Here is a 21,428-nt window from a genome sequence, read left to right as displayed (position 1 = left end):
CCCCGGCCGGGGCCTTCGACCGGTTGGTCGGAGCCGCTGCCGCCGTCTTGACATCCCCGGCAGAACATTCGCACAAGTTTTTCGCCGCCCCACCGTGGCGGCAGTCGCGCGAGGTCTCCCCCGTGTCGATGTCAAGAAACTCTCGACCGCTCCGACCAACCGGCGAAACGTCGAGAGAACAGGGAGTTTCGGATATGAGAGTCAACCGGGCATGGCTGGGACTGGCCGTCCTCATGCTGCCGACATTGCTCGTCGCGATGGACATGACGGCGTTGCTCCTCGCGCTTCCGCAGCTGAGCGCCGACCTGGGTGCCACCAACGTCGAGCAGCTGTGGATCAGTGACAGCTACGGGTTCATGGTGGCCGGCATGGTCATCACGATGGGGACGCTCGGCGACCGGATCGGCCGCCGGCGGCTGCTGATGATCGGCGCGGCGGCGTTCGCGGTGCTGTCGGTCGTGGCCGCCTTCGCGGCCGGCCCGCTGATGCTGATCGTCGCACGGGCGCTCCTGGGCATCGCCGGCGCGACCCTGGCGCCGTCCACACTGGCCTTGATCACCAACATGTTCCGCGACGAACGGCAGCGCGGGCAGGCCATCGCGATCTGGGCGACCTGCCAGTTCACCGGCGGCGCGCTCGGACCCGTCCTCGCCGGATTCCTGCTCCAGCACTTCTGGTGGGGATCGGTGTTCCTGGTCGCCGTGCCGGCGATGGCGCTGCTGCTGCTCACCGGGCCGGTCCTGCTGCCGGAGTTCCGCAGCGACCGGGCCGGCCGGCTGGACCTGGCCAGCGTCGGGCTGTCGCTCGTGGCGGTGCTTCTGATGGTCTACGGCCTCAAGCAGCTGACCGTCGAGAGCGTGCCGGTCGTGCCGGCGGTGGCCCTCGTCGTCGGCGCGGTCGTCGGATCGCTGTTCGTACGCCGGCAGCTGCGGCTGGAGACGCCGCTGCTGGACCTGCGGCTGCTCCGCAACCGGCCGCTCACGGCCGTGATCGTCGCGCTGGTCTTCGCCGGCATCGCCATGGCCGGCACGGGCCTGCTGGTGACCCAGTACCTGCAGAGCGTGCTGGGCTTCTCGCCGGTCGCGTCGGCGGTGCTGTTCGCGCCCATGGGCCTGGGCGTGGCGGTCGGCACCATGGCCGCGCCGGCGCTGGCCCGGCGGATGAAGCAGACGACCGCGATCGCCGGCGGGCTGGTGGGGTCGGCGCTGGGCAGCCTGCTCCTGGTCGCCGTCGACGGTCCGAGCGCCCTGCCGCTGGTGATGATCGGCATCACCGTACTGGCGCTGGGCACCGGCCCGCTGTTCGCGCTGGGCACCGGCCTGGTCGTCGGGTCCGTGCCGCCGGAGCGCGCCGGCTCGGCGGCGTCGATGTCGGAGACCGGCAACTACTTCGGCGGTTCGCTCGGCTTCGCGCTGCTCGGCGTGGTGGCCGCGGTGGTCTACCGCAGCCGGATGGACGGCACGTCCGACTCGCTGGCCGGCGCGGTCGCCGCCAGCCGGCACCTTCCCGCGAGCCAGGGGGCGGAACTGCTGCACGCGGCGCGGGAGGCCTTCACGGCCAGTCTGCACGTCACGGGCGGTGTCGCCGTGGTCGTCTTCGCCGGGATGGCCGTACTGGTCCTGGCCATGCGCCCGGCAACCCGGGCCGCCTCGGCCCCGCTCCCCGAGGGCGCTCGCTCATGAGCCGGTGGTCGCCGCTGTCAGCCGCGCCGACGCTAGGCGGCCACCAGGGCCTTCGATCGGTCGGTGGCCATGTGGATGGCGAAGGCGCCGAGGATCGTGCCGGTGACGTAGCGCTGGACGCGGAGCCAGAGAGGGCGGCTGCCCAGGAAGGCGGCCAGCGCGCCGGCCGAGATGGCGATCAGGCCGTTGACCGTGGTGGCGACCACGATCTGGACCGAGCCGAGCGCCAGGCTCTGCAGCAGTACGTGGCCCATCGAAGGGTCGATGAACTGCGGGAGCAGGGACAGGTACAGGATGGCGATCTTGGGGTTGAGCAGGCAGGTCAGCAGGCCCATGCCGAACAGCTTGCGCGGGGGTTCGGGGGTGAGCGTGCGCGGCTGGAAGGCCGAGGTGCCGCCCGGCTTGACGGCGTTCCAGGCCAGCCAGAGCAGGTACGCGGCGCCGGCGAGCTTGAGTGCCGTGTAGGCGGCCGGTACGTACGCGAAGACCGCCGTCAGCCCCAGGCACGTCGCGGTCAGGTAGAGCGTGAAGCCGAGGAAGACGCCGGTGAGGGAGATCAGGCCGGCCCGGCGGCCCTGGGAGATCGATCGTGAGATCAGATAGACCATGTTCGGCCCGGGCGTGAGAACCATGCCCAGCGACACCAGCGCGATTCCGATCAAGCCAGCCGTCATATCGGCAGATTAGCGGACATATCCGGTCGCGCGCATCCCAGTTTGTCGCGCTGCGTATTCGACCCGTTGCTGGGGAGTAGGGAGGCATGCAGTTCGACGACGACGCGCAACTCGATCCGTCGCAGGTCGAGGACGTACGGGCCTCCGGTCCGCAGCCGGGCGGGGGCGGGATGCCGGGCGGGTGCATGCTGCCCATCGGCGGCCGAGGAGGCTGCGGCGGCTGCCTGCTGCTCATCCTGGCGGCGGCCGGGCTGTTCCTGTTCGGGGTCATCCCCTCGCCGTTCAGCGGCCAGGGAGGCGGGCCGCAGGGCGGCGGGCGGCAGCCGAGCGCCCCGGCCATGCCCGCCCAGACCGGCAACCTGGCGGCGCGGTGCCGGACCGGCGCCGATGCCGAGCAGTCCGAGGACTGCCGCGTCGTCGGCACGGTCAACAGCATCCAGACGTACTGGCGGCAGGCGTTCCAGGAGCGCGGGCGCACGTACAAGCCCGCCAGGACCGTGCTGTTCTCCAACGCGGTCAACACCGGCTGCGGCACGGCCGACGCCGCCGTGGGCCCGTTCTACTGCCCCGTCGATCGCAAGGTCTATCTCGACCTGTCGTTCTTCAACACGCTCCAGCGCGACTTCGGCGCCGAGGGCGGTCCGTTCGCACAGGCGTACGTGGTCGCCCACGAGTACGGCCACCACGTCCAGAACCTGCTCGGCACCATGAACAGGGTCGGCCCCGACAGCAGGCCCGGCGCAGGCAGCCCGTCGGTGCGGCTGGAGCTGCAGGCCGACTGCTACGCGGGCGTCTGGGCGCACAACGCGGTCAAGACCGGCTTCTTCCGGGAGCCGTTCTCCCAGACGGACATCGACCAGGCGCTCAGCGCGGCCGCGGCGGTCGGCGACGACAGCATCCAGCGCCGCACGCAGGGCCGGGTGACCCCCGACGCCTTCACCCACGGCACCTCGCGGCAGCGGGAGAGCTGGTTCAGCGTCGGGTACGACAGCGGGGACCCCAAGCGGTGCGACACGTTCTCCGGAGGTATTTGATACCGGTCTGTGGGGAAGCTGTCATGCGGGCGGCACCTCCGGAAGGGACGTCAGCATGGACTTCAGGGACGATGTCGAGCTCGACTCCTCGCAGGTCGAGGATGCCGGCGGCGGTTATTCGGGCGGTGGTGGCGGCGGCTTCCCCGGCGGCATGATCATCGGCGGTGGCGGCATCGTCAGCCTGATCGTGCTCGTGCTGGTCGTCGTGCTGAACAACGTGGGCGGTGGCGGCGGCGCCGAGCCCGCCCAGCGGCGGTCCCCGTCCAACCTGTCCGGGCAGTGCCGGACGGGCAAGGACGCCGACCAGTCGGAGCGGTGCCGGGTGGTGGGTGTGGTCAACAGCATCCAGGACTACTGGAAGCAGGAAATTTCGGGATATCGGGCGGCGAAGACCATCCTCTACTCCGGTCGCTTACGTACGGGCTGCGGCACGGCCAGCTCGGCGGTCGGCCCCTTCTACTGCCCCGGCGACCAGCGCGTCTACCTCGACCTGAGCTTCTTCGACCAACTCCACACCCAGTTCGGCGCCAAGGGCGGGCCGTTCGCGCAGGCGTACGTGATCGCCCACGAGTACGGCCACCACGTGCAGGACCTGCTCGGCGCGCTCGACACGGGCGGCTCCTCCGTCTCCACCGAACTCCAGGCAGACTGCTACGCCGGCGTCTGGGCGCACAACGCGGTCAAGACCGGCTTCTACGAGAAGCCGTTCACCCGGACGGATATCTCCGAGGCCCTGGACGCCGCCGCGGCGGTCGGCGACGACAGAATCCAGCAACGCACCCAAGGCAGAATCGATCCTGAATCGTTCACGCACGGCAGCTCCAAGCAACGCGTCAACGCCTTCCAACGCGGCTACGAAAAGGGCACAGCCGACTCCTGCGAACCGGGCGACCTGCGCTGACGCTCCCGGACAACGCAAGGAATCGGATTCTCTCCTAAAATCGGGGGGGTGATCTTCAAGCTTGTCGGCGACGGACGCCCTTATCCCGACCACGGTCTCTCTAACCGAGAGTGGGCGCAGATCCCTCCACGGCAGGTCCGGCTCGACTCGTTGATCACCACGAAGGCCGTACTGGACCTGCATTCGCTGCTCGCCGCCGACTCCACCTTCTACGGCGACCTTTTCCCGCACGTGGTGCAGTGGCAGGGCGAGCTCTATCTGGAGGACGGTCTGCACCGCGCGTTGCGCGCGGCCCTGCACCAAAGATCGATCCTGCACGCCAGGGTCCTCGAGCTGCCCAACTGAGAAAGGAAAAGGGAGCCGCGGGATTCGCGGCTCCCTTTTCGCATGCGCTCCATAAATGATGTTGGAAAGGCTCGGGAGCGCCCCGCCTCATGACGAAGGGCCGCCGACCCGTCGGTCGGAGGCCCCTGATGAGCGCCGCGATCAACCGGCCTGACCTGGTGGGGCCACCCCCGCCATTCGATCCCACCGCCGCCGCGGTGCCGGCCGCGCTCGAGGGAGCCATGCCGGCGCCGTGGGCGCGCCGCTCGTCGTGGTTCATGGCCACGTCGGTCAGGCAGGTTCCGGTGCCGTTCGCCGTAGGCGCTCAGCGGGGGAGGGATTCGGTGGTGCGCAGGTATTCCCTCAATCCCCGTTCGGTGCTGCTGACGTGCAGCAGTGCAGCGGCCTGGCTGAGAGCGGCGTCACGGGTGGACAGGGCCGTGAAGATCGCCTCGTGCTCGGCGAGGGTGCGGCCCGCAGCCTCGGCGTCAACGAGGCCACGCCAGATGCGGGCGCGCAACGTACGGCCGGAGATGGCCTCCAGGAGGGTGAGCAGCGTGTCGTTGCCCGTGGCTGAGACGACGGCACGGTGGAAGGCCGCGTCGTGGGCGTTGAGCCGTTCGACGTCGTCGCGGGCCTCACGCATGGCGTCCAAGTGCTGTTGCACCTCGGCGAGTTGTTCGTCGGAGATCCGGATTGCGGCCAGTGCTGTGGCGACCGGTTCGAGGAGCCGACGTACCTCCATCAGATCCTGCAGGGCGGCCGAGTCGCCCTGCAGCAGCTCCACAGCCCCGCCGAGACCCTCGAAGAGCAGACTCGGCTGCAGGCTGGTCACGTAGGTGCCGTCCCCCCGCCGGATCTCCAGGACTCGCGCGACGGCCAGTGCCTTGACCGCTTCCCGTGCGAGGTTGCGGGACAGGCCCAGTTGAGCGGCCAGATCCGGTTCCGGTGGAAGCTTCGAACCCGGCGGCAGGGCTCCGGTGCGGATCAGCTCACGGATCTGCTCAATGGCCTTGTCGGTCAAAGACAATGCGAACTCCTCTGGCGCCCCTTCTCGGCGGGCACGTCCGATCTGATCAATCCTTGGGCACGAAGATCCTCCCAAAGGCCTTCGGGGATGTGCCGACGGTGGAGTTCCGCGTTCCGTGCGACCTGCTCAGCATTCCGCATGCCCAGGGTGACGTTGATGATATGGGGATGGGTGTACGGAAAGGCAATCGCCGCTGCCGGGAGAGTCGTGCCGTGCGCCGCGCAGACCTCGGCGATCGCCAGGGCACTGGCGACCAGGGCAGGCGGCGCGTCCCGGTAGTCGTACTTCATGCCCTCGGCGGGCCGGTCGAGGGAGAGCAGTCCCGAATTGAACACGCCGACCGCCACCACACTTTTGTCCAGTTCCTGAGCGGCGGGCAGGACGTCGTCCAATGCCGACTGGTCGAGGAGCGTGTAGCGGCCGGCGAGCATCACCACGTCGGCGGCGGTGTCACGCAGGAAGCGGGCGAGCATGGCCGACTGGTTCATGCCGGCGCCGATGGCGCCGATCACCCCTTGGTCGCGTAGTTCCGCCAGGACGGGCATGGCCTCCTCGGCGGCCTGCCTCCAGTGGTCGTCGGGATCGTGCAGGTAGACGACGTCCAGACGGTCGAGGCCCGTGCGCTCCAGTGTCGCCTCGATGGAGCGCAGTACCCCGTCCCGGCTGAAGTCCCACTGCCTGCGCAGGTCGTCCCGGACGACGAAACCCTCGTCGTCAACCCCGCGCGGCCGCTCGTTGGGCACCAGCAGACGGCCCACTTTGGAGGATAGGACGTACTCGTTCCGCGGACGGTCCCGCAACGCGGCGCCCAGGCGGTGCTCGGACAGGCCCAGGCCGTAGTGGGGTGCTGTGTCGAAGTACCGGATGCCCGCGTCCCAGGCCGCTTCGACCGCGGCTGCCGCGTCGAGGGCCGGTGTGACGCGGTGGAGATTGCCTATGACGGAGGCCCCGAAGCCGAGTTCGCTGAGCTCGACAGAGGTGTTCGTGATCTTCCGGTGTCGCAAGGTGCGCTCCTTGGGAGTGCGAGGCCGGCGCCGACGGTCATCGGCCCAGCCATCCGCCGTCGACGGGGAGCACGGTGCCGTGCACGTAGGCGGCGGCGTCGGAGGCCAGGAACACGGTGGCGCCCGCGAGATCGTCGGCGGTGCCCCACCGCCCGGCCGGGATGCGGTCCAGGATCGCCCGGCTGCGCGCCGGATCGTCCTGGAGAGCCTGAGTGTTGTCGGTTGCGATGTAGCCGGGCGCGATGGCGTTGACGTTGACGCCGTGCGGGGCCCACTCGTTGGCCAGCGCCTTGGTCAGGCCGGCGACACCGTGCTTGGCGGCGGTGTAGCCGGGTACATTGATGCCGCCCTGGAAGCTGAGCAGCGACGCCGTGAAAAGGATCTTCCCGTAGCCTCGGGACACCATCGCCGCGCCCACCGCCCTGGTCAGCGTGAACTGGGCGCTGAGGTTGACCTGGAGGACCAGCTCCCAGTCGGCGTCGGCGTGTTCGGCCGTCGGGGCGCGGCGGATGGTGCCCGCATTGTTGACCAGGATGTCCACCGGTCGCTCACGTCCAGCGAGGTCCGTGGCCAGGGCCCGGACTGCCTCGGCGTCGGCGAAGTCGGTGCGGATCGCCTCGAAGGTACGGCCTGCGGCAAGGACGTCCTTCTCGACGGCGCTGCCGGACTCCTCCAGGTTGGCGCTGACGCCGATGACGTCGGCGCCGGCCTCGGCCAGCGCCCGGGCCATGGCCCGGCCGATGCCGCGCCGGGCGCCGGTGACAACGGCAAGTCTTCCCGTGAGGTCGAAGGCAGTCATACGGCTGCTCCCTGTGCGTCGTCGGTGCAGTCCACGAGGATCTTCATGACGTCGCCACCCGCCTCGAGCGCTTCGAACGCGGCGGGCGCCTGGGTGAGTGGCACCACCTTGCTGATCAGCTGCTCGGCGGGGATGGTGGCGTCGGCGACCAGCGTGACCGCCTTCTCGAAGTCTGAACGGTCGTACAGCCTTGCGCCGATGAGGGTCAGTTCGCGCCAGAAGAACCGATGCAGGTCGACCTCTCGAGGCCGGGGGTGGATAGCCACGAGGCACAGCCGGCCGCGTACGCCCAGCACTTGGACCGCGGTGTCCACACCGCCTGCCGCGCCGGAGACCTCGAATGCGACATCCGCGCCTGCGTCGCCGGTCCACTGCCGGACCAGTCCGGGCACGTCCTCGGCAGCCGGGTTCCAGGCGGTCAGCCCCAACTTCTGCGCCAGGATCCGCCGGTGGCCGCTCAGCTCCACCACGCGGACTTCGGCACCGGCGGCGCGCGCGACCAGCGCGATCAGGATGCCGATGGGTCCGCCGCCCACGACGACCACCCGCTCACCGTCCCGCACTCGGGCCCGGCCGACGTCGTGTACCGCCACCGCAGTGGGCTCGACGAGCGCGGCGCGGTCCAGGGGGAGCGAGTCGGGCAGCCGTACGAGGGTGGCGGCGGGCACGATCCAGCGCTGCTGCATCGCGCCCGGGGAGTCGATACCGATGAAATCCAGGTGCTGGCAGATGTGCCGGTTGCCTGCGCGGCAGGCGGGGCAGCTGTCGTCCCAGCGCAGCGGCATCACGGTGACCGCGTCGCCGGGCCGCCAGCCTTCGACGTCCGGCCCGACACGGAGGACACGGCCGGACATCTCGTGCCCCAGGACCGCGGGTGTGCTGACCCGGGCGTCCATGTCACCGTGGAAGATGTGTAGATCGGTGCCGCAGATGCCGACGTAGGCGGGGGCCAGCTCGACCTCACCCGGTCCGGGGGAGGCGGGTTCGACGGGCGCCGTGTCCAGGGTTCGGGCAGCCGTGTAACGGACGGCGAGTGTCATCGTGTTCTCACGTTCCTTTCAGTGCGAACGCCGATGGTCAGCAGCAGGTTCGCGTAGGTACGGATGTCGGCGGTGACGATCGCCAGCGCCAGGTCGGGTGAGCGGGCGGCGTCGTAGAACTCGAAGCGGCCGAGTTTCTCGACCGGGACGGGCGCCAGCTTCGAGCGGTACTCGGTGATGGCCGGCGGCTCCGGTGCGCCCTCGGGGGGCACCATCACCTGGGCCGACTCGACGGGCAGGGCCCGCAGCAGGACGTCGAGCACGACGGTGACGTCCAGCAGGCCGGGGGTCAGGTTGAGGTGGACCGTCCTGGCACGCTCGCCGGTGGCGGTGCTGGCGGGGTAGTGGCCGTCGGCGAGCAGGACGCGGGCGCCGTGGCCGGCTCCGGCCAGGGCTTCGAGGATTCCAGGGTGCAGCAGTTCGGTCAGGAGCATGGGGCGGTCCTCCCGTCGGCGGCGGATGTCAGGCCGTAGAAGGTGGTCGCAGTGTCGGCGAGCACGGCGTCGGTCTCGATGGCGGAGCAGCCGCTCAGGAGTACCTCGACGGTGGCGGCCCAGCGGTTCCAGCCCCCCGCCAGGACGCATAACGGCCGGTCGGAGCCGAACATCAGCCGCTCGGGGGTCTCGACCACGGACGTGATGCACTGGACGACCACCGTGCTCGTCAGCTGTCGGCCGGCGAGGAGCCGGGTCGCGGTCGATCGCAGGTCGTCGAGGCCGAAGGTGCGGCGGATCAGCTCGTGGCCCGCCTCGTCCAGCCAGGGCTGGGGGCGGTGGTCGAGGTTCCACACGTGATGGTGGGCGTCAGGCACGGGCGGTCCAGACCGGGCCGTCGGGGTAGGCGTACTCCTTGAGAGACTCCGGGTGCATCTGCGCGCTGAGTCCGGGCAGGGCCGGGGCGAGGTAGTGGCCGTCCGCGACGCGGACCGGGTCGACGAAGTGCTCGTGCAGATGGTCGACGTACTCGATGACCCGGTCCTCGACCGTGCCGGAGACGGCGACGTAGTCGAACATCGACAGGTGTTGCACCATCTCACACAGGCCCACACCGCCCGCGTGTGGGCAGACCGGCACCCCGAACTTGGCAGCGAGCAGCAGGATCGCGATGTTCTCGTTGACGCCGCCGACCCGTGCCGAGTCGATTTGCACGATGTCCACCGCGCCCGCCTGGAGGAGTTGCTTGAAGACAACCCGGTTGGCGATGTGCTCGCCGGTGGCGACCTTGATGGGGCTGACCGCCTTGCGAACGGCGGCATGCCCGAGGATGTCGTCCGGGGAGGTGGGCTCCTCGATCCAGTACGGCTGATAGGGGGCCAGGGCGCGCATCCAGTCGATGGCGGGCTGCACGTCCCATCTCTGGTTGGCATCGACCGCGATGCGAATGCCCTCGCCCACCGTCTGACGAGCAGTGCGCATACGCCGTAGATCGTCCTCGAGGTCCGCGCCGACCTTCAGCTTGATCTGGGTGAAGCCGTCGGCGATGGCCTCGCGGGCGAGGCGGGCCAGCTTCTCGTCGGAGTAGCCGAGCCAGCCAGGGGTGGTGGTGTAGGCGGGGTAGCCGCGCTCCAGCAGGTGGGCGATGCGCTGCTGGCGGCCCGGTTCGGCGCGGCGCAGGATCTGAAGCGCCTCCTCTGGAGTGAGGGCATCGCTCAGCCACCGGAAGTCGATCTGGGCGACCAGCTCCTCTGGCGACATCTCGCCGAGGAACCGCCAGACGGGCTTGCCGGCCCGCTTGGCCGCGAGGTCCCAGGCGGCGTTGACGACGGCGCCGGTGGCCATGTGGATGGCGCCCTTCTCAGGGCCCAGCCAGCGCAGTTGGGGGTCGTGGACGAGAGAGCGGGAGAACTTGCCGAGGTCGGCGCAGACCTCGTCGACGGACAATCCGACCACATGCGGGGCCAGGGCCGCGATGGCGGCGGCCTGGACATCGTTGCCACGGCCCGTGGTGAAGGCCAGGGCGTGGCCCTCCAGTCCGTCACCGGCGTCGGTGCGCAAGATGACGTAGGCGGCCGAGTAGTCGGGTTCGGGGTTCATCGCGTCCGATCCGTCCAGATGCTCGGACGTCGGGAACCGGACGTCCATGACGTCGAGCGCGGTGATGCGGGCGGATACGGGCACAGCGGAGGACATGGCAGCAACTCCTGTGGCGGCAGGCGGCGACACGACCTCCTGCGACGGAACAAAGACGGGGCGGCGTACGGCGGCGTGGGGCCGCCCGGTTCACTCCTGGACCTTGCCGCCCGTGATGCGGGAGATGGTCAGCGCGACCAGGATGATCAGGCCGTTGAGGGCGCCGATCCACTGGGCGGGGACACCCGCGAGGGTGAGCACATTCTGGATCATGAAGAGCAGCAGGATGCCGCTGAAGGCGCCGAACATGGTGCCCTTGCCGCCGTTGAGGCTGATCCCGCCGATGACGGCGGCGGCGAACACGGTGAAGATGTAACCGTTGCCCTGCGCGGAGGCGACGGAGGCGAGACGCCCGGAGAGCATCAGCCCGGCGAGTGCGGCCAGCAGGCTGCCGGTGACGATGACGATCCACAGCACCCGGTCAGTGCGGATACCGGCCGCCTTCGCCGCGTCGACGTTGCCGCCGATGGCGTACAGCGAGCGGCCGAAGCTGGTCCAGCCCAGGACGACGATCGCGACGGCGAACAGCACCAGGCAGATCCAGATAGAGGCGGGTATCCCGAACCACTGGGCGCTGCCCAGGTAGAGCATCGACTCCGGCAGTTGGAAGAAGGTCTGGCCGCCCGAGATGCCGGTGAGGACACCACGCAGGACGATCAGCATGCCGAGGGTGACGATGAAGCCGTTGAGACCGAAGCGGATGATCAGCAGGGCGTTGACCACGCCGATGAGCGCACCCACGGCCAGCGTGATGGGAATCGACCAGGCGCCGGGGAGGAGCCCGAGGCCGGGTCCGACGCCGGTCGGCACCACCAGCAGGGCGGCGACGCCGGGCGCGAGGCCCATGGTGGACTCCAGAGACAGGTCCATCTTCTTGACGATCAGGATCATCGTCTGGGCGAGGACCAGCAGGGCGATCTCGGACATGGTCTGCAGGACATTGATCAGGTTGTCGCCCTGGAGGAAGACCGGGTTGACGATCTGGCCGACGATCGCGATCGCGACGATCGCGGGAACCAGAGCGAGGTCACGCAGCCGGGCCACGGGTATCCGCCCGCCGAACAGCCCCTTCCGCCCGGCCTCGGGCTTCGTGGGCTTGGGGGCGGGCGTGTCCGCGAGGGCGGTTTCAGGCATTGAGGTCCACTCCTTCCATCGCGGCCACTAGGTCGTGGTCGTGCCAGCCGCGGGCGATCTCTGAGGTCACTCGGCCCTGGAACATCACCAGGACCCGGTCGCACATGCGCAGGTCGTCGAGTTCGTCGGAGGCGATGAGCACTCCGGTGCCGCCTTCCGCGGTCTCCTCGACCTTGCCGAGGAGGAACTCCTTGGAGCGCACGTCCACGCCTGCGGTCGGGTTGATCAGCACCAGCAGCCGGGGGTCGTCGGCGAGGGCGCGGGCCATGACGACCTTCTGCTGGTTACCCCCGGACAGCGCGGAGACCGACAGGTCGGGGCCTGAGGTCTTGATCGCCAGTTTCTCGATCATGCCCTCGGCAAGCTGGTCCCGGCGGTCGCGGCTCAGGAACCCTCCCCGGCTGAGCCGTTTGGGCACGGACAGCGTGGCGTTGTCCGCGATCGACATGTCGGGTACGAAACCCTGGTGGTGCCGGTCCTGCGGGACGAACCCGGCGCCGGCGGCGAGCGCGGCGGGCACGCTGCCCGGCTGTGGCCGCCGCCCTGCGATCTCGACCTCGCCGCCGTCGGCGGCCAGCAGCCCCACGACTGTCTCGGCGACCTCGATGCGACCGCTGCCGGCGGCCCCGGCCAGGCCGACGATCTCGCCCGCGCCCACCTTGAAGGTGACGTCCTCGTAGGCCTGGCCGGTGAGGCCCCGGACGCTCAGCGCCGACGTCGCGCCGACGTCGAGGGCGCTCGCCCGTTCCTCGCGCCTGTCGGCCGCCGCCTCGCCGGTCATGGCGGCGATGAGCTCGGTGCGGGGAAGTTCGGCGACCGGCGCGGTCAGGATGTGCTGGGCGTCTCGGAACACCGTCACCATGTCGCAGATCTCGTAGATCTCCTGGAGGTGGTGGCTGATGAACAGGAAGGTCACGCCCTGGCGCTGCAGATCGCGTATTCTCTCGAAGAGCCGGTTGATCGCCGCGCCGTCGAGTTGCGCGGTCGGTTCGTCGAGGATGATGAACCGGGCTCCGAAGGACAGCGCACGGGCGATCTCGACGAACTGCCGCTGTTCCACGCTGAGATCGCCGGCCGGAGCTTGCGGATCCACGTCCACCGACCAGGTCGACAGCAGTTCCCGCGCCCGCCTGCGCACGCCCTGCCAGCTGATCAGCCCGCTCCGGCCGTGCTCATGCCGGTTCAGGAAGAGGTTCTCGGCGACGGTCAGCGTGGGGATGATCGTCGACTTCTGGTAAACACAGGCCACCCGCTGCCGCCAGGCGTCGCGGTCCGCGAGCCGGGGCGCCAGGCTGCCGCCGAAGGTGACCGTTCCCTCGTCCGGGGCCTGAAGTCCGGTGAGGACGGACACCAGGGTCGACTTGCCGGCCCCGTTGCGGCCGACCAGCGCGTGGGTCTCGTTGGGCATGATGGTGATCCGGGCGCCGTTCAGGGCCACCGTCGGACCGAATCGTTTGACAATGCCCGTCGCCTCGACGACGGGAGGGCCGGCCGGGGCTCTCCCGTCGTGCGCCGGGGCGGACGCGGGGGTGACTGCTCGCTCCCCGTCGCTCATCTCAACCGCCTTGTGTTCGTGAGCCGTTCTGTTTCCTGACGAGCTCTGAGACTCAGCCGAGGTTGTTGCCCCACAGGGACGTGTCGGTGCTCTTGAGGCTGGGGACACCGCCGTAGGTGCCGCCGTCGGCGGTGACGAGCGGGGCTGCGAGCTGGTCCTCCAGCAGGCCGTCACGGACCTGGACGATGGTGCTGTCGTGGTCGGTCTTGCCCGGCTTGAACGTCTTCCCGTCCATTGCGGCCTTCAGGTAGTACAGGGCGTACTTGGCGTAGAGGTCGGCCGGCTGGGAGACGGTGGCGTCGATCTTGCCCTCGGCGATGGACTTGAGCTCTTCGGGGATGCCGTCGTTCGAGACGACGAACACGTGCTTCTGGTCCTCGGGACCGACCAACAGGCCCTTTTGGTTGAGCACCTGGAGCGTGCCGGACAGGGCGAAGCTGGACTGCATGTAGACGCCCTTGATGTCCGGGTGGGCGGTCAGGTCTGTCTGGAGCTTCTGCGCGGCGACGGCGCCGTCCCAGTTGGTGGCCTCTCCCAGCACCGTGATGCCCGGGTAGTTCTTCTTCATGCAGTCGTTGAACGCCTCGGTGCGGTCACGGCCGTTGATGGAGGCAAGGTCGCCTTGAAGCATGACGACCTTGCCCTTGCCGGCCAGCTTGGTGCCCAGGTACTGGCACGCCTTCTCGCCGTAGGCACGATTGTCGGCGCGCACGACCATGTAGACCTTGCCGCTGTCGGGGCGGGTGTCGACGGTGACGACCGAGATCTTCTTCGCCTCCAGCTGCGCGAGGGTCGGGGCGATGGCGGCGGTGTCCTGCGGAGCCATCGCCAGGCCCTTCACACCCTGGCTGATGAACGTCTGCGCGTTGGCGGTCAGCTTGGCGACGTCATTCTGCGAGTTGGTGGTCTTGAGCTCGAGGCCAAGCTCCTTGGCGTACTCGGGCGTGTACTTGATGTACGAGTTCCAGAAGTCGGTGTCGGAGCGCGGGTAGTCCACGCCGACCAGTGGCGTGGAGCTCGACGTGGCCGTGGTGCCGGAGCTGCTGCAGGCGCTGAGCAAGACCAGCGCGGACACGGCGGAGGCGGTGGAGCACAGGACAGTTGTGAGTCTCATCGGCACTTCCTCGCACTGATCCCGAAGCGGGGGATGTTTCATATCGGCGGCATCCGTGTGTCACCAACATGAAGAGATGGGATGTATTTAAGGCCGAATCTGGGGCACTGTCTACCCCAAGGGGCACTTTGCTGCGATGCTCTCGGTAGATCTCTTATCTGGACATCACCGGCAACGAGCGAGAGGATGGATCCATCCCATCAATTCAGTTCAACGCGTGCATGATGTGATCCGGCCATGCCGACCGCTGGATGCTGCCCCATCGGGCACCGGTGGGCAGGATGGTGTCTTCGTCCTCGCCCACGGTGGGCACGTCGGCGGCGGCCGACGGGCCGCCGGGGCGGGCTTGAGGTAGCCGGCCGCTTGCCGTCGATTTACCAGGCGACGCGGTAGCTCGCGCGCCCCTTCAGGCCCTTGCGCGGTTCGATCGATGCCATTCTCTGGCGTTCCTTCCAGGTCGGAAGGTGAGCGACCACCGCCACCGGGAATCCGTCCGCGTGATCTTGACAGACGAAGGGCCCCCGACCCGTAGGTTGGAGGCCCTTCTCGTGGCGGTGGTGGTGGGATTTGAACCCACGGATGAGTTGCCCCATCACACGCTTTCGAGGCGTGCGCCCTCGGCCACTAGGCGACACCACCGCGCATGAGCTTACCGGATCCGGCGAGTAGCGAAGAACCGCTTTAGTACCGACGAGCACTCGTCCGCCAACACTCCCATGACGACCTCGGGCCGATGGTTGAGCCGGCGGTCGCGTACGACGTCCCAGAGCGAGCCCACGGCCCCGCCCTTCTCGTCCACCGCGCCGTACACGATCCGGTCGACTCGCGCCAGTACAGCGGCGCCCGCGCACATCGTGCAGGGCTCCAGGGTCACCACGAGCGTGCAGCCGGCCAGCCGCCACTGCCCGCGCCGCACGGCCGCCTGCCGGAGCGCGAGAACCTCGGCGTGGGCCGTCGGGTCGGCGGAGGACTCGCGGTCGTTGCCCGCCGCGGACAGGACCTCGCCGAGCGCGTCGAGCACCACCGCGCCCACGGGGATCTCTCCCCTGGACCCCGCTGCGTCCGCCTCCGCCAGCGCCAGGCGCATGGCCTCCTCGTACGTCACAGCGAGAGCCGGGTCACCGCAGCCGGTCGAGCTCGTCGGCGAAGGCCAGCCGCTCGGCGATCACCGACAGGATGTCGGCCGGCAGCATGCCCTCCTCCATGCTCAGCTCCAGCAGCTCCTCGGAGCTGACCCCGAGGTCGCTCAGCAGCTCGTAGTCACCGGCCGGGCGCACGCCGAGGCCGTTGGCCTCCTTGTCGGGCGCCACGCCGGCGAACTCGGCGAACAGCTCGCCGAGCGGGTCGGACAGGATCGCGTGCGCGTCCGACAGGAACACGCGCGGCTCCTCCTCGCCCCGGTAGCGGGCGATCGCGAACCACTCGTCCTCGACCTCGACGCAGAGCAGGGCCAGCTCGTCGCCGGAGAGGCTCAGCGTCTCCGTGACCGCGTCACCGAGGTCGTCGACGATCTCGGCCGCGCTCAGATCGACCTCGGCGCCGCTCCAGCCGTCCGAGGTCCTGACGAAAGCCGCAGAGAAGGTGTTGGACGCCATGTCCGAGCTCCAGGGGGTCAGCCGAAGACCGATTCGATGGCACGCTCGAACGGCTCGGAGAAGCCGAGCCGCGCGGCGATGCTGGACAGCACATCTTCGGGCAGCAAGTCGATGTCGCCGGAGAGGATGCCCAGCTCCATCTCGTCCAACCCGAGATCGGCGAAGATCGACAGATCTCCGGCGGGGAGCACGGTCTCCTCGTCCTGGAGGATCTCGTCGAGCTCCTCCTCGTCCGGCACCGGCACGTCGAGGTACTCGAGAACCTGGCGGGCCAGCGGGAAGTCCCAGGAGGCCGCGATGTCGGACAGGAACACGTCCACCCGCTCGCCCAGGACCCGCAGCGCCACGAAGAACTCGTCACCCACGGCGACCAGGCCGATCGTCCCGCTCTCGCTCGGCTGCTGGCGCAGGGCATGGATCAACCCCTGCAGGTCGGACGTGAGCACGACCGGCAGGAGCTCGGCATCCCAGCACCCGTCCTCGCGATAGACCACGATGGCGAAGTCCAGAGCGTCATCTTCGTCTGCCATCGCCATCCCCACCCGACTTCTGACACGACAGGTATTACCAGCACCCAATCGTTTCAGACCCGCGCACGAGGCGTGTGCCTCTCGGACTAAATTGTGATCAAAACCCATGGCCTGAGGGGCCGCCGGGGGTGGGCGCGGTCAGGGGGCCACCGCAGGTGGCGGGGGTCCCCATGCACGTTCCCCAGCGGATAGCCTTGCCGTTTATGGAAACCCTCGTCGTCGACCATCCGCTCGTGGCCCACAAGCTCACCACGCTGCGCGATGTCCGCACCGACTCGCCGACCTTCCGCAGGCTCGCGGATGAGCTGGTGACGCTGCTCGCGTACGAGGCCACCCGCGACGTGCGGATCAACGACGTCACGGTCGAGACGCCCGTGGCCCCCGCCCACGGCGTGCGACTGGCCAAGCCGTACCCCCTGGTGGTGCCCATCCTGCGCGCCGGGCTCGGCATGCTCGACGGCATGACCCGGCTGCTGCCCACGGCCGAGGTCGGGTTCCTCGGCATGATCAGGAACGAGTCCACCCTCCAGGCCGAGACGTACGCCACGCGGCTGCCCGACGACCTGTCCGGGCGCCAGTGCTACGTCGTCGACCCGATGCTGGCCACCGGCGGCACGCTGGCGGCGGCCGTGCAGTTCCTGTTCGACAGGGGCGCGGTCGACGTCACGGCCATCTGCCTGCTGGCCGCCCCCGAGGGCCTGGCGTACATGGACAAGGTGTTCGCCAACTCGGGCAAGCCCATCCGCGTGGTGACCGCCGCGCTCGACGAGCGGCTCAACGAGAACGGCTACATCGTGCCCGGCCTCGGCGACGCGGGCGACCGCCTCTACGGCGTGGTCTGACGCCACGACGGCTGAAAAGCACCTTTCCCGTCACACGCAGTCATCTCTTCGTTACATACTGTTGTTTCGTGGGTACGAAGAGGCAGGAAGGCAACTTCCGCATGCGCGTGGGGGAGCACGATGAGCGATCACAGCGAGGCGGAGCCGGCTCCGTACGCGGAGGTGGAAACTGTGCTGTGCGACGAGTTCGCCGGCATCCACTCCGCGACCACCGTAACGCGCTGCGTTGAAGCTGCGCACTACGGCGCGCTGGAGGTCACCGGTTACGCCCATCCAAGCCTTGTAGAGCGCATCGCACGCAAGCACCTTCACGTCCTGGCCCTGGTGGCCAGCGAACGCGGCTGACAAGATCAAAACTATCCCGCGAAGGCATCTTTACCCGGGCATCCGGGTGGGTAATGTATAGGGCGGGTGGAGTGGGTAAGGGCACGGAGGCGACGGTGCAGGTCAAAAAAGTCCTCACATACGGTGGTATCGCATTTGTCGCGTACTACCTGTTCGCGCGACCATCTGACGCCGCGGACGCGGTGAGAGGAGCGTTCGACACGGTGTTCAACGCGGCCGACTCGCTGGCTCAATTTGTGAACAGCCTGTCATGAGACTTGTGACCCACGGGGACTCCGCCCCGTCGTCGGTCAACCGATACCTTCTCCCCCAAGAACAACAGTTCATCATGGTCCGGCGGCACCCTGCGATCTTGCTACGCCCGGTTGCCGAGGTGCTCGCCGGCCTGATCGTCGCGGGCTTGCTCAGCAAGTTCTTCGGAGGCAGCGATCAGGGTGGCACGGCGCTCGTCGTCGTGTGGTGGTTGTGGCTCCTGCTTCTGGTGCGTTTCGTGTGGAAAGTCGCGGAGTGGTCGGTCGATTACTTTGTGGTGACTTCGAAGCGCATGCTGCTGACAACGGGCTTGATCACCCGTAAGGTCGCGATGATGCCTTTGGGCAAGGTCACCGACATGAGCTTCCAAAGAAGTCTGCTTGGGCGCATGCTCGGTTACGGTGAGTTCATCCTCGAGTCAGCAGGTCAGGACCAGGCACTCTCGACCGTGGAGTACATTCCGTACCCCGAGACGCTGTACCTCGAGGTCTGCGGGATGCTTTTTCCCAGCAAGGACGAGAGCGACGATTAATCTCCTCGCGGGGAATTCTTCACTCGGGGATACCCGATTCGGCTACTTCATGCAATCATTGCGTGTTGTTGACCCTTCCCCGCCTTGAGAGATGAGATGCCGAGTCAGGGAACCATCGGTGACCGCGTCCGCGGACTGCGGCTGAACAGGCGGATGTCCCAGGCCCAACTGGCCGGACCCGACCTGTCTGACAGTTATGTCTCGCTCATTGAGTCGGGCAAGCGCACGCCGACTCCTGTCGTGGCCCGGCTGCTGGCCGAGCGGCTGGGGTGCACGACCGAGTTCCTCCTTCACGGGATCGAACCTCGGCAGCGCATCGACACGGAGCTCGGCCTGCGTCACGCCGAGCTCGAGCTGCAGCATGGCGACCCGTCCGTCGCCGCCGACCGCTTCACGGAGATCGTGAAGGCGGCCGACGAGGAAAACGCCATGCTGACCGCGCACGCCCGGTTCGGCAGGGCGCGCGCGCTCGAGGCCCAGGGTCGCCTCGGCCAGGCGGTGGAGGCGTTCGAGCGCCTGCGCAGGGAGGCCGCGGCTCACCCCGAGCGGCTGGCCGACCTCCCCCTCACGATCGCACTGAGCCGCTGCTACCAGCGGGCGGGCGACCGCCTGCGGGCCCGCGACCTGGCCACCGCCGCCCTCCAGCAGGCCGAGCGGCTGTCCATCACGCAGGGCGAGATCGCCGTCGACCTGGCAGCCGCTCTGGTCGAGGCGCGCAGCGAGCGCGAGAGCGAGTCCCGCGAGCTGGGATACGTCCAGCGGGTGCTGGCTCTGACCGGCGTTCCTCAAGTTGTGGACCGTTCCGGAGAGATCCAGGCGCTGTGGCACGCGAGCGCCGCCGCCGCTGCCGGCGAGGACTCGGCGCTGGCCGTGCGCCTCGCCGACGACGCCATCATGGTCGGCCGCCAGGCCCGGCTGTCGCTGCAGCTGGCCAGGACCGCCATGCACTGGTCCAGGCTGACCACGGTGCCGGCCGACGAGGCCGAGCGCCTCATCTCGGCCGCCGCCGAGGCGTTCGCCACGTTCCCCGGCACGGCGCGCGAGCACGGCGAGAGCCTCATCGTGCACGCGCGGGTCGTGCTGCGGACCGGCGCCTCGGCGCGGGCGAGCGAGCTGGCGAACACGGCTCTGAGCCTGTCGCACGACCGCGCCGGCACCACGCCCGCCGAGGCCCACCTCGTGCTGGCCACCGTCGCGTTCGACGAGGGAGGCGACGCCTCCGCGCACCTGCGCGACGCCCACCGGGCGCTCGACACGCTCGACCGGCCGGTGTTCGGCTCCGATCGGCAGGCCGCGCGTTGCTGGCGTGAGCTGGGCGACCTCTACGGCAGGGCCGGGTCCAGAACACAACAGACCGCCGCATATCGTAAGGCCCTCGAAGCCGCTGGAGTCCGTTCGGCCATGGCGGGGGTGACCGTCGACGCCACAGTTTCGCGCTGATCCTCCGGGAGCTCCAGATTTGGCGTTTTGAGTCTGGAATAATTAGGGTCTACCAGTCATTGACTCATAGGATGATTGGTTTCCCCGGAGGAGGCGGACTGTGAGTCTGCGTACGGCGCAGCGGGCTTCGCTCGTCGACCAGGTGATCGATCAGCTCAAGGAGCAGATCACCTCAGGGTCGTGGCCGATGAACGGCAAGATTCCGACCGAGACCGTGCTCGCCGAGCAGCTCGGGGTGGGTCGCAACACCGTTCGGGAGGCCGTACGCGCGCTCACGCACGCCGGGCTGCTCGAGTGCCGTCAGGGGGACGGCACTTACGTCCGCGCGACCAGCGAGCTGTCCGGCGCGATGCTGCGGCGGCTCAAGCAAGCCGAGCAGCTCGAGATCCTCGAGGTACGTCGTGCGCTGGAGGTCGAGTCCGCGCGCCTGGCCGCAACCCGGCGCACGGACGACGACATCAAGCGCATCGAGGCGGCCCTGGCCGAGCGGGACCGGGCCTGGGAGCTGGACGACCCCGACTACTTCGTCGAGGCCGACCTGGCCTTCCACATGGCCGTGGCGCACGCGACGCACAACCTGGTGCTGATCGACCTGTACGAGGACTTCTCGGCGGCTCTGCGCGCCAGCATCACGGCCGCGGGGACCTCGCTCGACAAGAGCTACATCCCGCACGACGCCATCGCCCGCGCCATCGCGGCGGGAGACGCGGCGGCGGCCGAGCGGGCGGGTCACGCCTGCATGGAACACATCCTCATCGCCCTCACCGAGTCCTGACCCCTCCCCCGGGGTGTGACGAAGGAGACAGCCGGCTCTGGAATGGCGCCTGATCGCTTCAGTGCTTTAGCGGAAGAGTGAAGCGAAAGGAAGAACGCCATGACCATCCTTGTCGCCTACGACGGCTCGGCCGACTCACGGACCGCGATCGAGTTCGCGGCCAAGCATCTCGCCGCCGAGCCCACCGTCGTCGTCACGGTGTGGGAGCCGCTGCTCGTGCAGCTCAAGAAGTATCCGCTGGCCGCGGGCGCCCTCGACCAGAGCACCGAGGACGAGTCGCACGCGCAGGCGGAGCAGCATGCCCGGGAGGGGGCCGAGCTGGCCATCGCCGCCGGGCTCTCGGACGTCACCTATCGGGCGGTGGCTGACAACGAGTCGATCTGGAAGACGATCGTCGATGTGGCGGATGAGGTGGATGCCTCGGTGATCGTCACGGGGTCGCGGGGGTTGGCGGGGGTGCGATCGGTGCTGCTGGGGAGTGTGTCCAACCACGTGCTCCATCACGCGCACCGGCCGACGCTCATCGTCCCGCCGGCCAAGCCCGCCCGCTGAAAGCGGCTCAGGACCTCAGCCGAAGCGCCGCGCTTCGGCTGGGGTCCTTTTGCGTGAGGAGGACGGCCCTGGGGTCCCTCCAGGGGCCGAGCCCGACCGCGAGAGGTCCCTCGGGTGAGGGCCGGGCCCGACCGTGACGACGGCG

The 21,428-nt window shown here is 68.9% G+C and carries 25 protein-coding genes and 1 tRNA gene; 11 read left to right on the top strand and 15 right to left on the bottom strand.

Going from position 1 to position 21,428, the window contains the following annotated elements:
* Positions 1 to 194 precede the first annotated feature (194 nt).
* Complete coding sequence (locus AB0J87_RS48870) at positions 195 to 1,682, top strand: MFS transporter (protein ID WP_363978935.1); 1,488 nt, start codon at positions 195 to 197, stop codon at positions 1,680 to 1,682.
* 32 nt (positions 1,683 to 1,714) lie between these two features.
* Here AB0J87_RS48870 and AB0J87_RS48865 read toward each other — a convergent pair whose 3' ends face one another.
* Entirely contained in the window at positions 1,715 to 2,344 is a 630-nt protein-coding gene (locus AB0J87_RS48865; protein WP_363978932.1) for a LysE family translocator, read from the bottom strand.
* 98 nt (positions 2,345 to 2,442) lie between these two features.
* Between AB0J87_RS48865 and AB0J87_RS48860 the strand changes: the two genes are divergently transcribed.
* Genes AB0J87_RS48860 through AB0J87_RS48850 form a run of 3 tightly spaced genes read left to right on the top strand, consistent with a single transcriptional unit; the run spans position 2,443 to position 4,636 of the window.
* Positions 2,443 to 3,390 (top strand): neutral zinc metallopeptidase, encoded by a 948-nt coding sequence (locus tag AB0J87_RS48860; RefSeq protein ID WP_363978929.1) that lies wholly within the window; start codon positions 2,443 to 2,445, stop codon positions 3,388 to 3,390.
* A 55-nt stretch (positions 3,391 to 3,445) separates the two neighbouring features.
* Positions 3,446 to 4,291, top strand: coding sequence for a neutral zinc metallopeptidase (locus AB0J87_RS48855; protein WP_355192966.1), 846 nt, complete (start codon positions 3,446 to 3,448; stop codon positions 4,289 to 4,291).
* A gap of 48 nt (positions 4,292 to 4,339) precedes the next feature.
* Positions 4,340 to 4,636, top strand: coding sequence for a type II toxin-antitoxin system VapB family antitoxin (locus AB0J87_RS48850; RefSeq protein ID WP_185069514.1), 297 nt, complete (start codon positions 4,340 to 4,342; stop codon positions 4,634 to 4,636).
* 304 nt (positions 4,637 to 4,940) lie between these two features.
* Here the strand turns inward: AB0J87_RS48850 and AB0J87_RS48845 are convergent, their stop codons facing one another.
* The 14 genes from AB0J87_RS48845 to AB0J87_RS48780 all read right to left on the bottom strand — a co-directional run bounded on the left by AB0J87_RS48845 (position 4,941) and on the right by AB0J87_RS48780 (position 16,551).
* Entirely contained in the window at positions 4,941 to 5,639 is a 699-nt protein-coding gene (locus AB0J87_RS48845) for a FadR/GntR family transcriptional regulator (protein WP_363978925.1), read from the bottom strand.
* Positions 5,636 to 6,649, bottom strand: a complete 1,014-nt coding sequence (locus AB0J87_RS48840) for an aldo/keto reductase (RefSeq protein WP_363978922.1) — start codon at positions 6,647 to 6,649, stop codon at positions 5,636 to 5,638. The genes AB0J87_RS48845 and AB0J87_RS48840 overlap by 4 nt, the downstream gene beginning before the upstream one ends.
* Positions 6,650 to 6,686: 37 nt before the next feature.
* Entirely contained in the window at positions 6,687 to 7,448 is a 762-nt protein-coding gene (locus AB0J87_RS48835; RefSeq protein WP_363978919.1) for an SDR family oxidoreductase, read from the bottom strand.
* Positions 7,445 to 8,488, bottom strand: coding sequence for an alcohol dehydrogenase catalytic domain-containing protein (locus AB0J87_RS48830; protein ID WP_363978916.1), 1,044 nt, complete (start codon positions 8,486 to 8,488; stop codon positions 7,445 to 7,447). Before AB0J87_RS48830 ends, AB0J87_RS48835 begins: the two co-directional genes overlap by 4 nt.
* Positions 8,485 to 8,922, bottom strand: coding sequence for an RbsD/FucU domain-containing protein (locus AB0J87_RS48825; protein ID WP_363978914.1), 438 nt, complete (start codon positions 8,920 to 8,922; stop codon positions 8,485 to 8,487). Before AB0J87_RS48825 ends, AB0J87_RS48830 begins: the two co-directional genes overlap by 4 nt.
* A complete protein-coding gene (locus AB0J87_RS48820; protein ID WP_363978911.1) occupies positions 8,913 to 9,299 on the bottom strand; it encodes an amidohydrolase family protein in 387 nt (128 codons plus the stop codon). Before AB0J87_RS48820 ends, AB0J87_RS48825 begins: the two co-directional genes overlap by 10 nt.
* Positions 9,292 to 10,617, bottom strand: a complete 1,326-nt coding sequence (locus tag AB0J87_RS48815) for an L-fuconate dehydratase (RefSeq protein ID WP_363978908.1) — start codon at positions 10,615 to 10,617, stop codon at positions 9,292 to 9,294. Before AB0J87_RS48815 ends, AB0J87_RS48820 begins: the two co-directional genes overlap by 8 nt.
* A 90-nt stretch (positions 10,618 to 10,707) precedes the next feature.
* Entirely contained in the window at positions 10,708 to 11,751 is a 1,044-nt protein-coding gene (locus tag AB0J87_RS48810; RefSeq protein WP_363978905.1) for an ABC transporter permease, read from the bottom strand.
* Entirely contained in the window at positions 11,744 to 13,306 is a 1,563-nt protein-coding gene (locus AB0J87_RS48805; RefSeq protein WP_363978902.1) for a sugar ABC transporter ATP-binding protein, read from the bottom strand. Before AB0J87_RS48805 ends, AB0J87_RS48810 begins: the two co-directional genes overlap by 8 nt.
* A gap of 52 nt (positions 13,307 to 13,358) precedes the next feature.
* Positions 13,359 to 14,420, bottom strand: a complete 1,062-nt coding sequence (locus AB0J87_RS48800) for a sugar ABC transporter substrate-binding protein (RefSeq protein WP_363978899.1) — start codon at positions 14,418 to 14,420, stop codon at positions 13,359 to 13,361.
* 549 nt (positions 14,421 to 14,969) lie between these two features.
* A tRNA-Ser gene (locus AB0J87_RS48795) sits at positions 14,970 to 15,059 on the bottom strand.
* A 10-nt stretch (positions 15,060 to 15,069) separates the two neighbouring features.
* A complete protein-coding gene (tadA, locus tag AB0J87_RS48790; protein WP_350724347.1) occupies positions 15,070 to 15,507 on the bottom strand; it encodes a tRNA adenosine(34) deaminase TadA in 438 nt (145 codons plus the stop codon).
* A gap of 31 nt (positions 15,508 to 15,538) precedes the next feature.
* Positions 15,539 to 16,015, bottom strand: a complete 477-nt coding sequence (locus AB0J87_RS48785; RefSeq protein WP_350724125.1) for a tRNA adenosine deaminase-associated protein — start codon at positions 16,013 to 16,015, stop codon at positions 15,539 to 15,541.
* A gap of 17 nt (positions 16,016 to 16,032) precedes the next feature.
* A complete protein-coding gene (locus AB0J87_RS48780; RefSeq protein ID WP_355192944.1) occupies positions 16,033 to 16,551 on the bottom strand; it encodes a tRNA adenosine deaminase-associated protein in 519 nt (172 codons plus the stop codon).
* 197 nt (positions 16,552 to 16,748) lie between these two features.
* Between AB0J87_RS48780 and upp the strand changes: the two genes are divergently transcribed.
* From upp to AB0J87_RS48745, 7 genes are all read left to right on the top strand, one after another.
* Positions 16,749 to 17,387, top strand: coding sequence for a uracil phosphoribosyltransferase (gene upp, locus AB0J87_RS48775; RefSeq protein WP_350724129.1), 639 nt, complete (start codon positions 16,749 to 16,751; stop codon positions 17,385 to 17,387).
* Between the two features lie 120 nt (positions 17,388 to 17,507).
* Entirely contained in the window at positions 17,508 to 17,732 is a 225-nt protein-coding gene (locus tag AB0J87_RS48770) for a hypothetical protein (RefSeq protein ID WP_192788986.1), read from the top strand.
* 71 nt (positions 17,733 to 17,803) lie between these two features.
* Entirely contained in the window at positions 17,804 to 17,986 is a 183-nt protein-coding gene (locus AB0J87_RS48765; protein WP_192794450.1) for a hypothetical protein, read from the top strand.
* Entirely contained in the window at positions 17,983 to 18,516 is a 534-nt protein-coding gene (locus AB0J87_RS48760; RefSeq protein WP_192788987.1) for a PH domain-containing protein, read from the top strand. Before AB0J87_RS48765 ends, AB0J87_RS48760 begins: the two co-directional genes overlap by 4 nt.
* 96 nt (positions 18,517 to 18,612) lie before the next feature.
* A complete protein-coding gene (locus AB0J87_RS48755; RefSeq protein WP_363978892.1) occupies positions 18,613 to 19,956 on the top strand; it encodes a helix-turn-helix transcriptional regulator in 1,344 nt (447 codons plus the stop codon).
* A 100-nt stretch (positions 19,957 to 20,056) separates the two neighbouring features.
* Positions 20,057 to 20,731, top strand: coding sequence for a FadR/GntR family transcriptional regulator (locus AB0J87_RS48750; RefSeq protein WP_350724133.1), 675 nt, complete (start codon positions 20,057 to 20,059; stop codon positions 20,729 to 20,731).
* Positions 20,732 to 20,830: 99 nt separating this feature from the next.
* Positions 20,831 to 21,283: a universal stress protein gene (locus AB0J87_RS48745; protein ID WP_355192939.1), complete on the top strand. Its 453-nt coding sequence runs from the start codon at positions 20,831 to 20,833 to the stop codon at positions 21,281 to 21,283.
* The last annotated feature ends 145 nt before the right edge of the window (positions 21,284 to 21,428 follow it).

It is taken from the genome of Nonomuraea sp. NPDC049625, assembly GCF_040675285.1.
In the GTDB taxonomy this organism is placed as follows: Bacteria; Actinomycetota; Actinomycetes; order Streptosporangiales; family Streptosporangiaceae; genus Nonomuraea; species Nonomuraea angiospora_A.
This window is presented reverse-complemented; position numbering and strand designations above follow the sequence as displayed.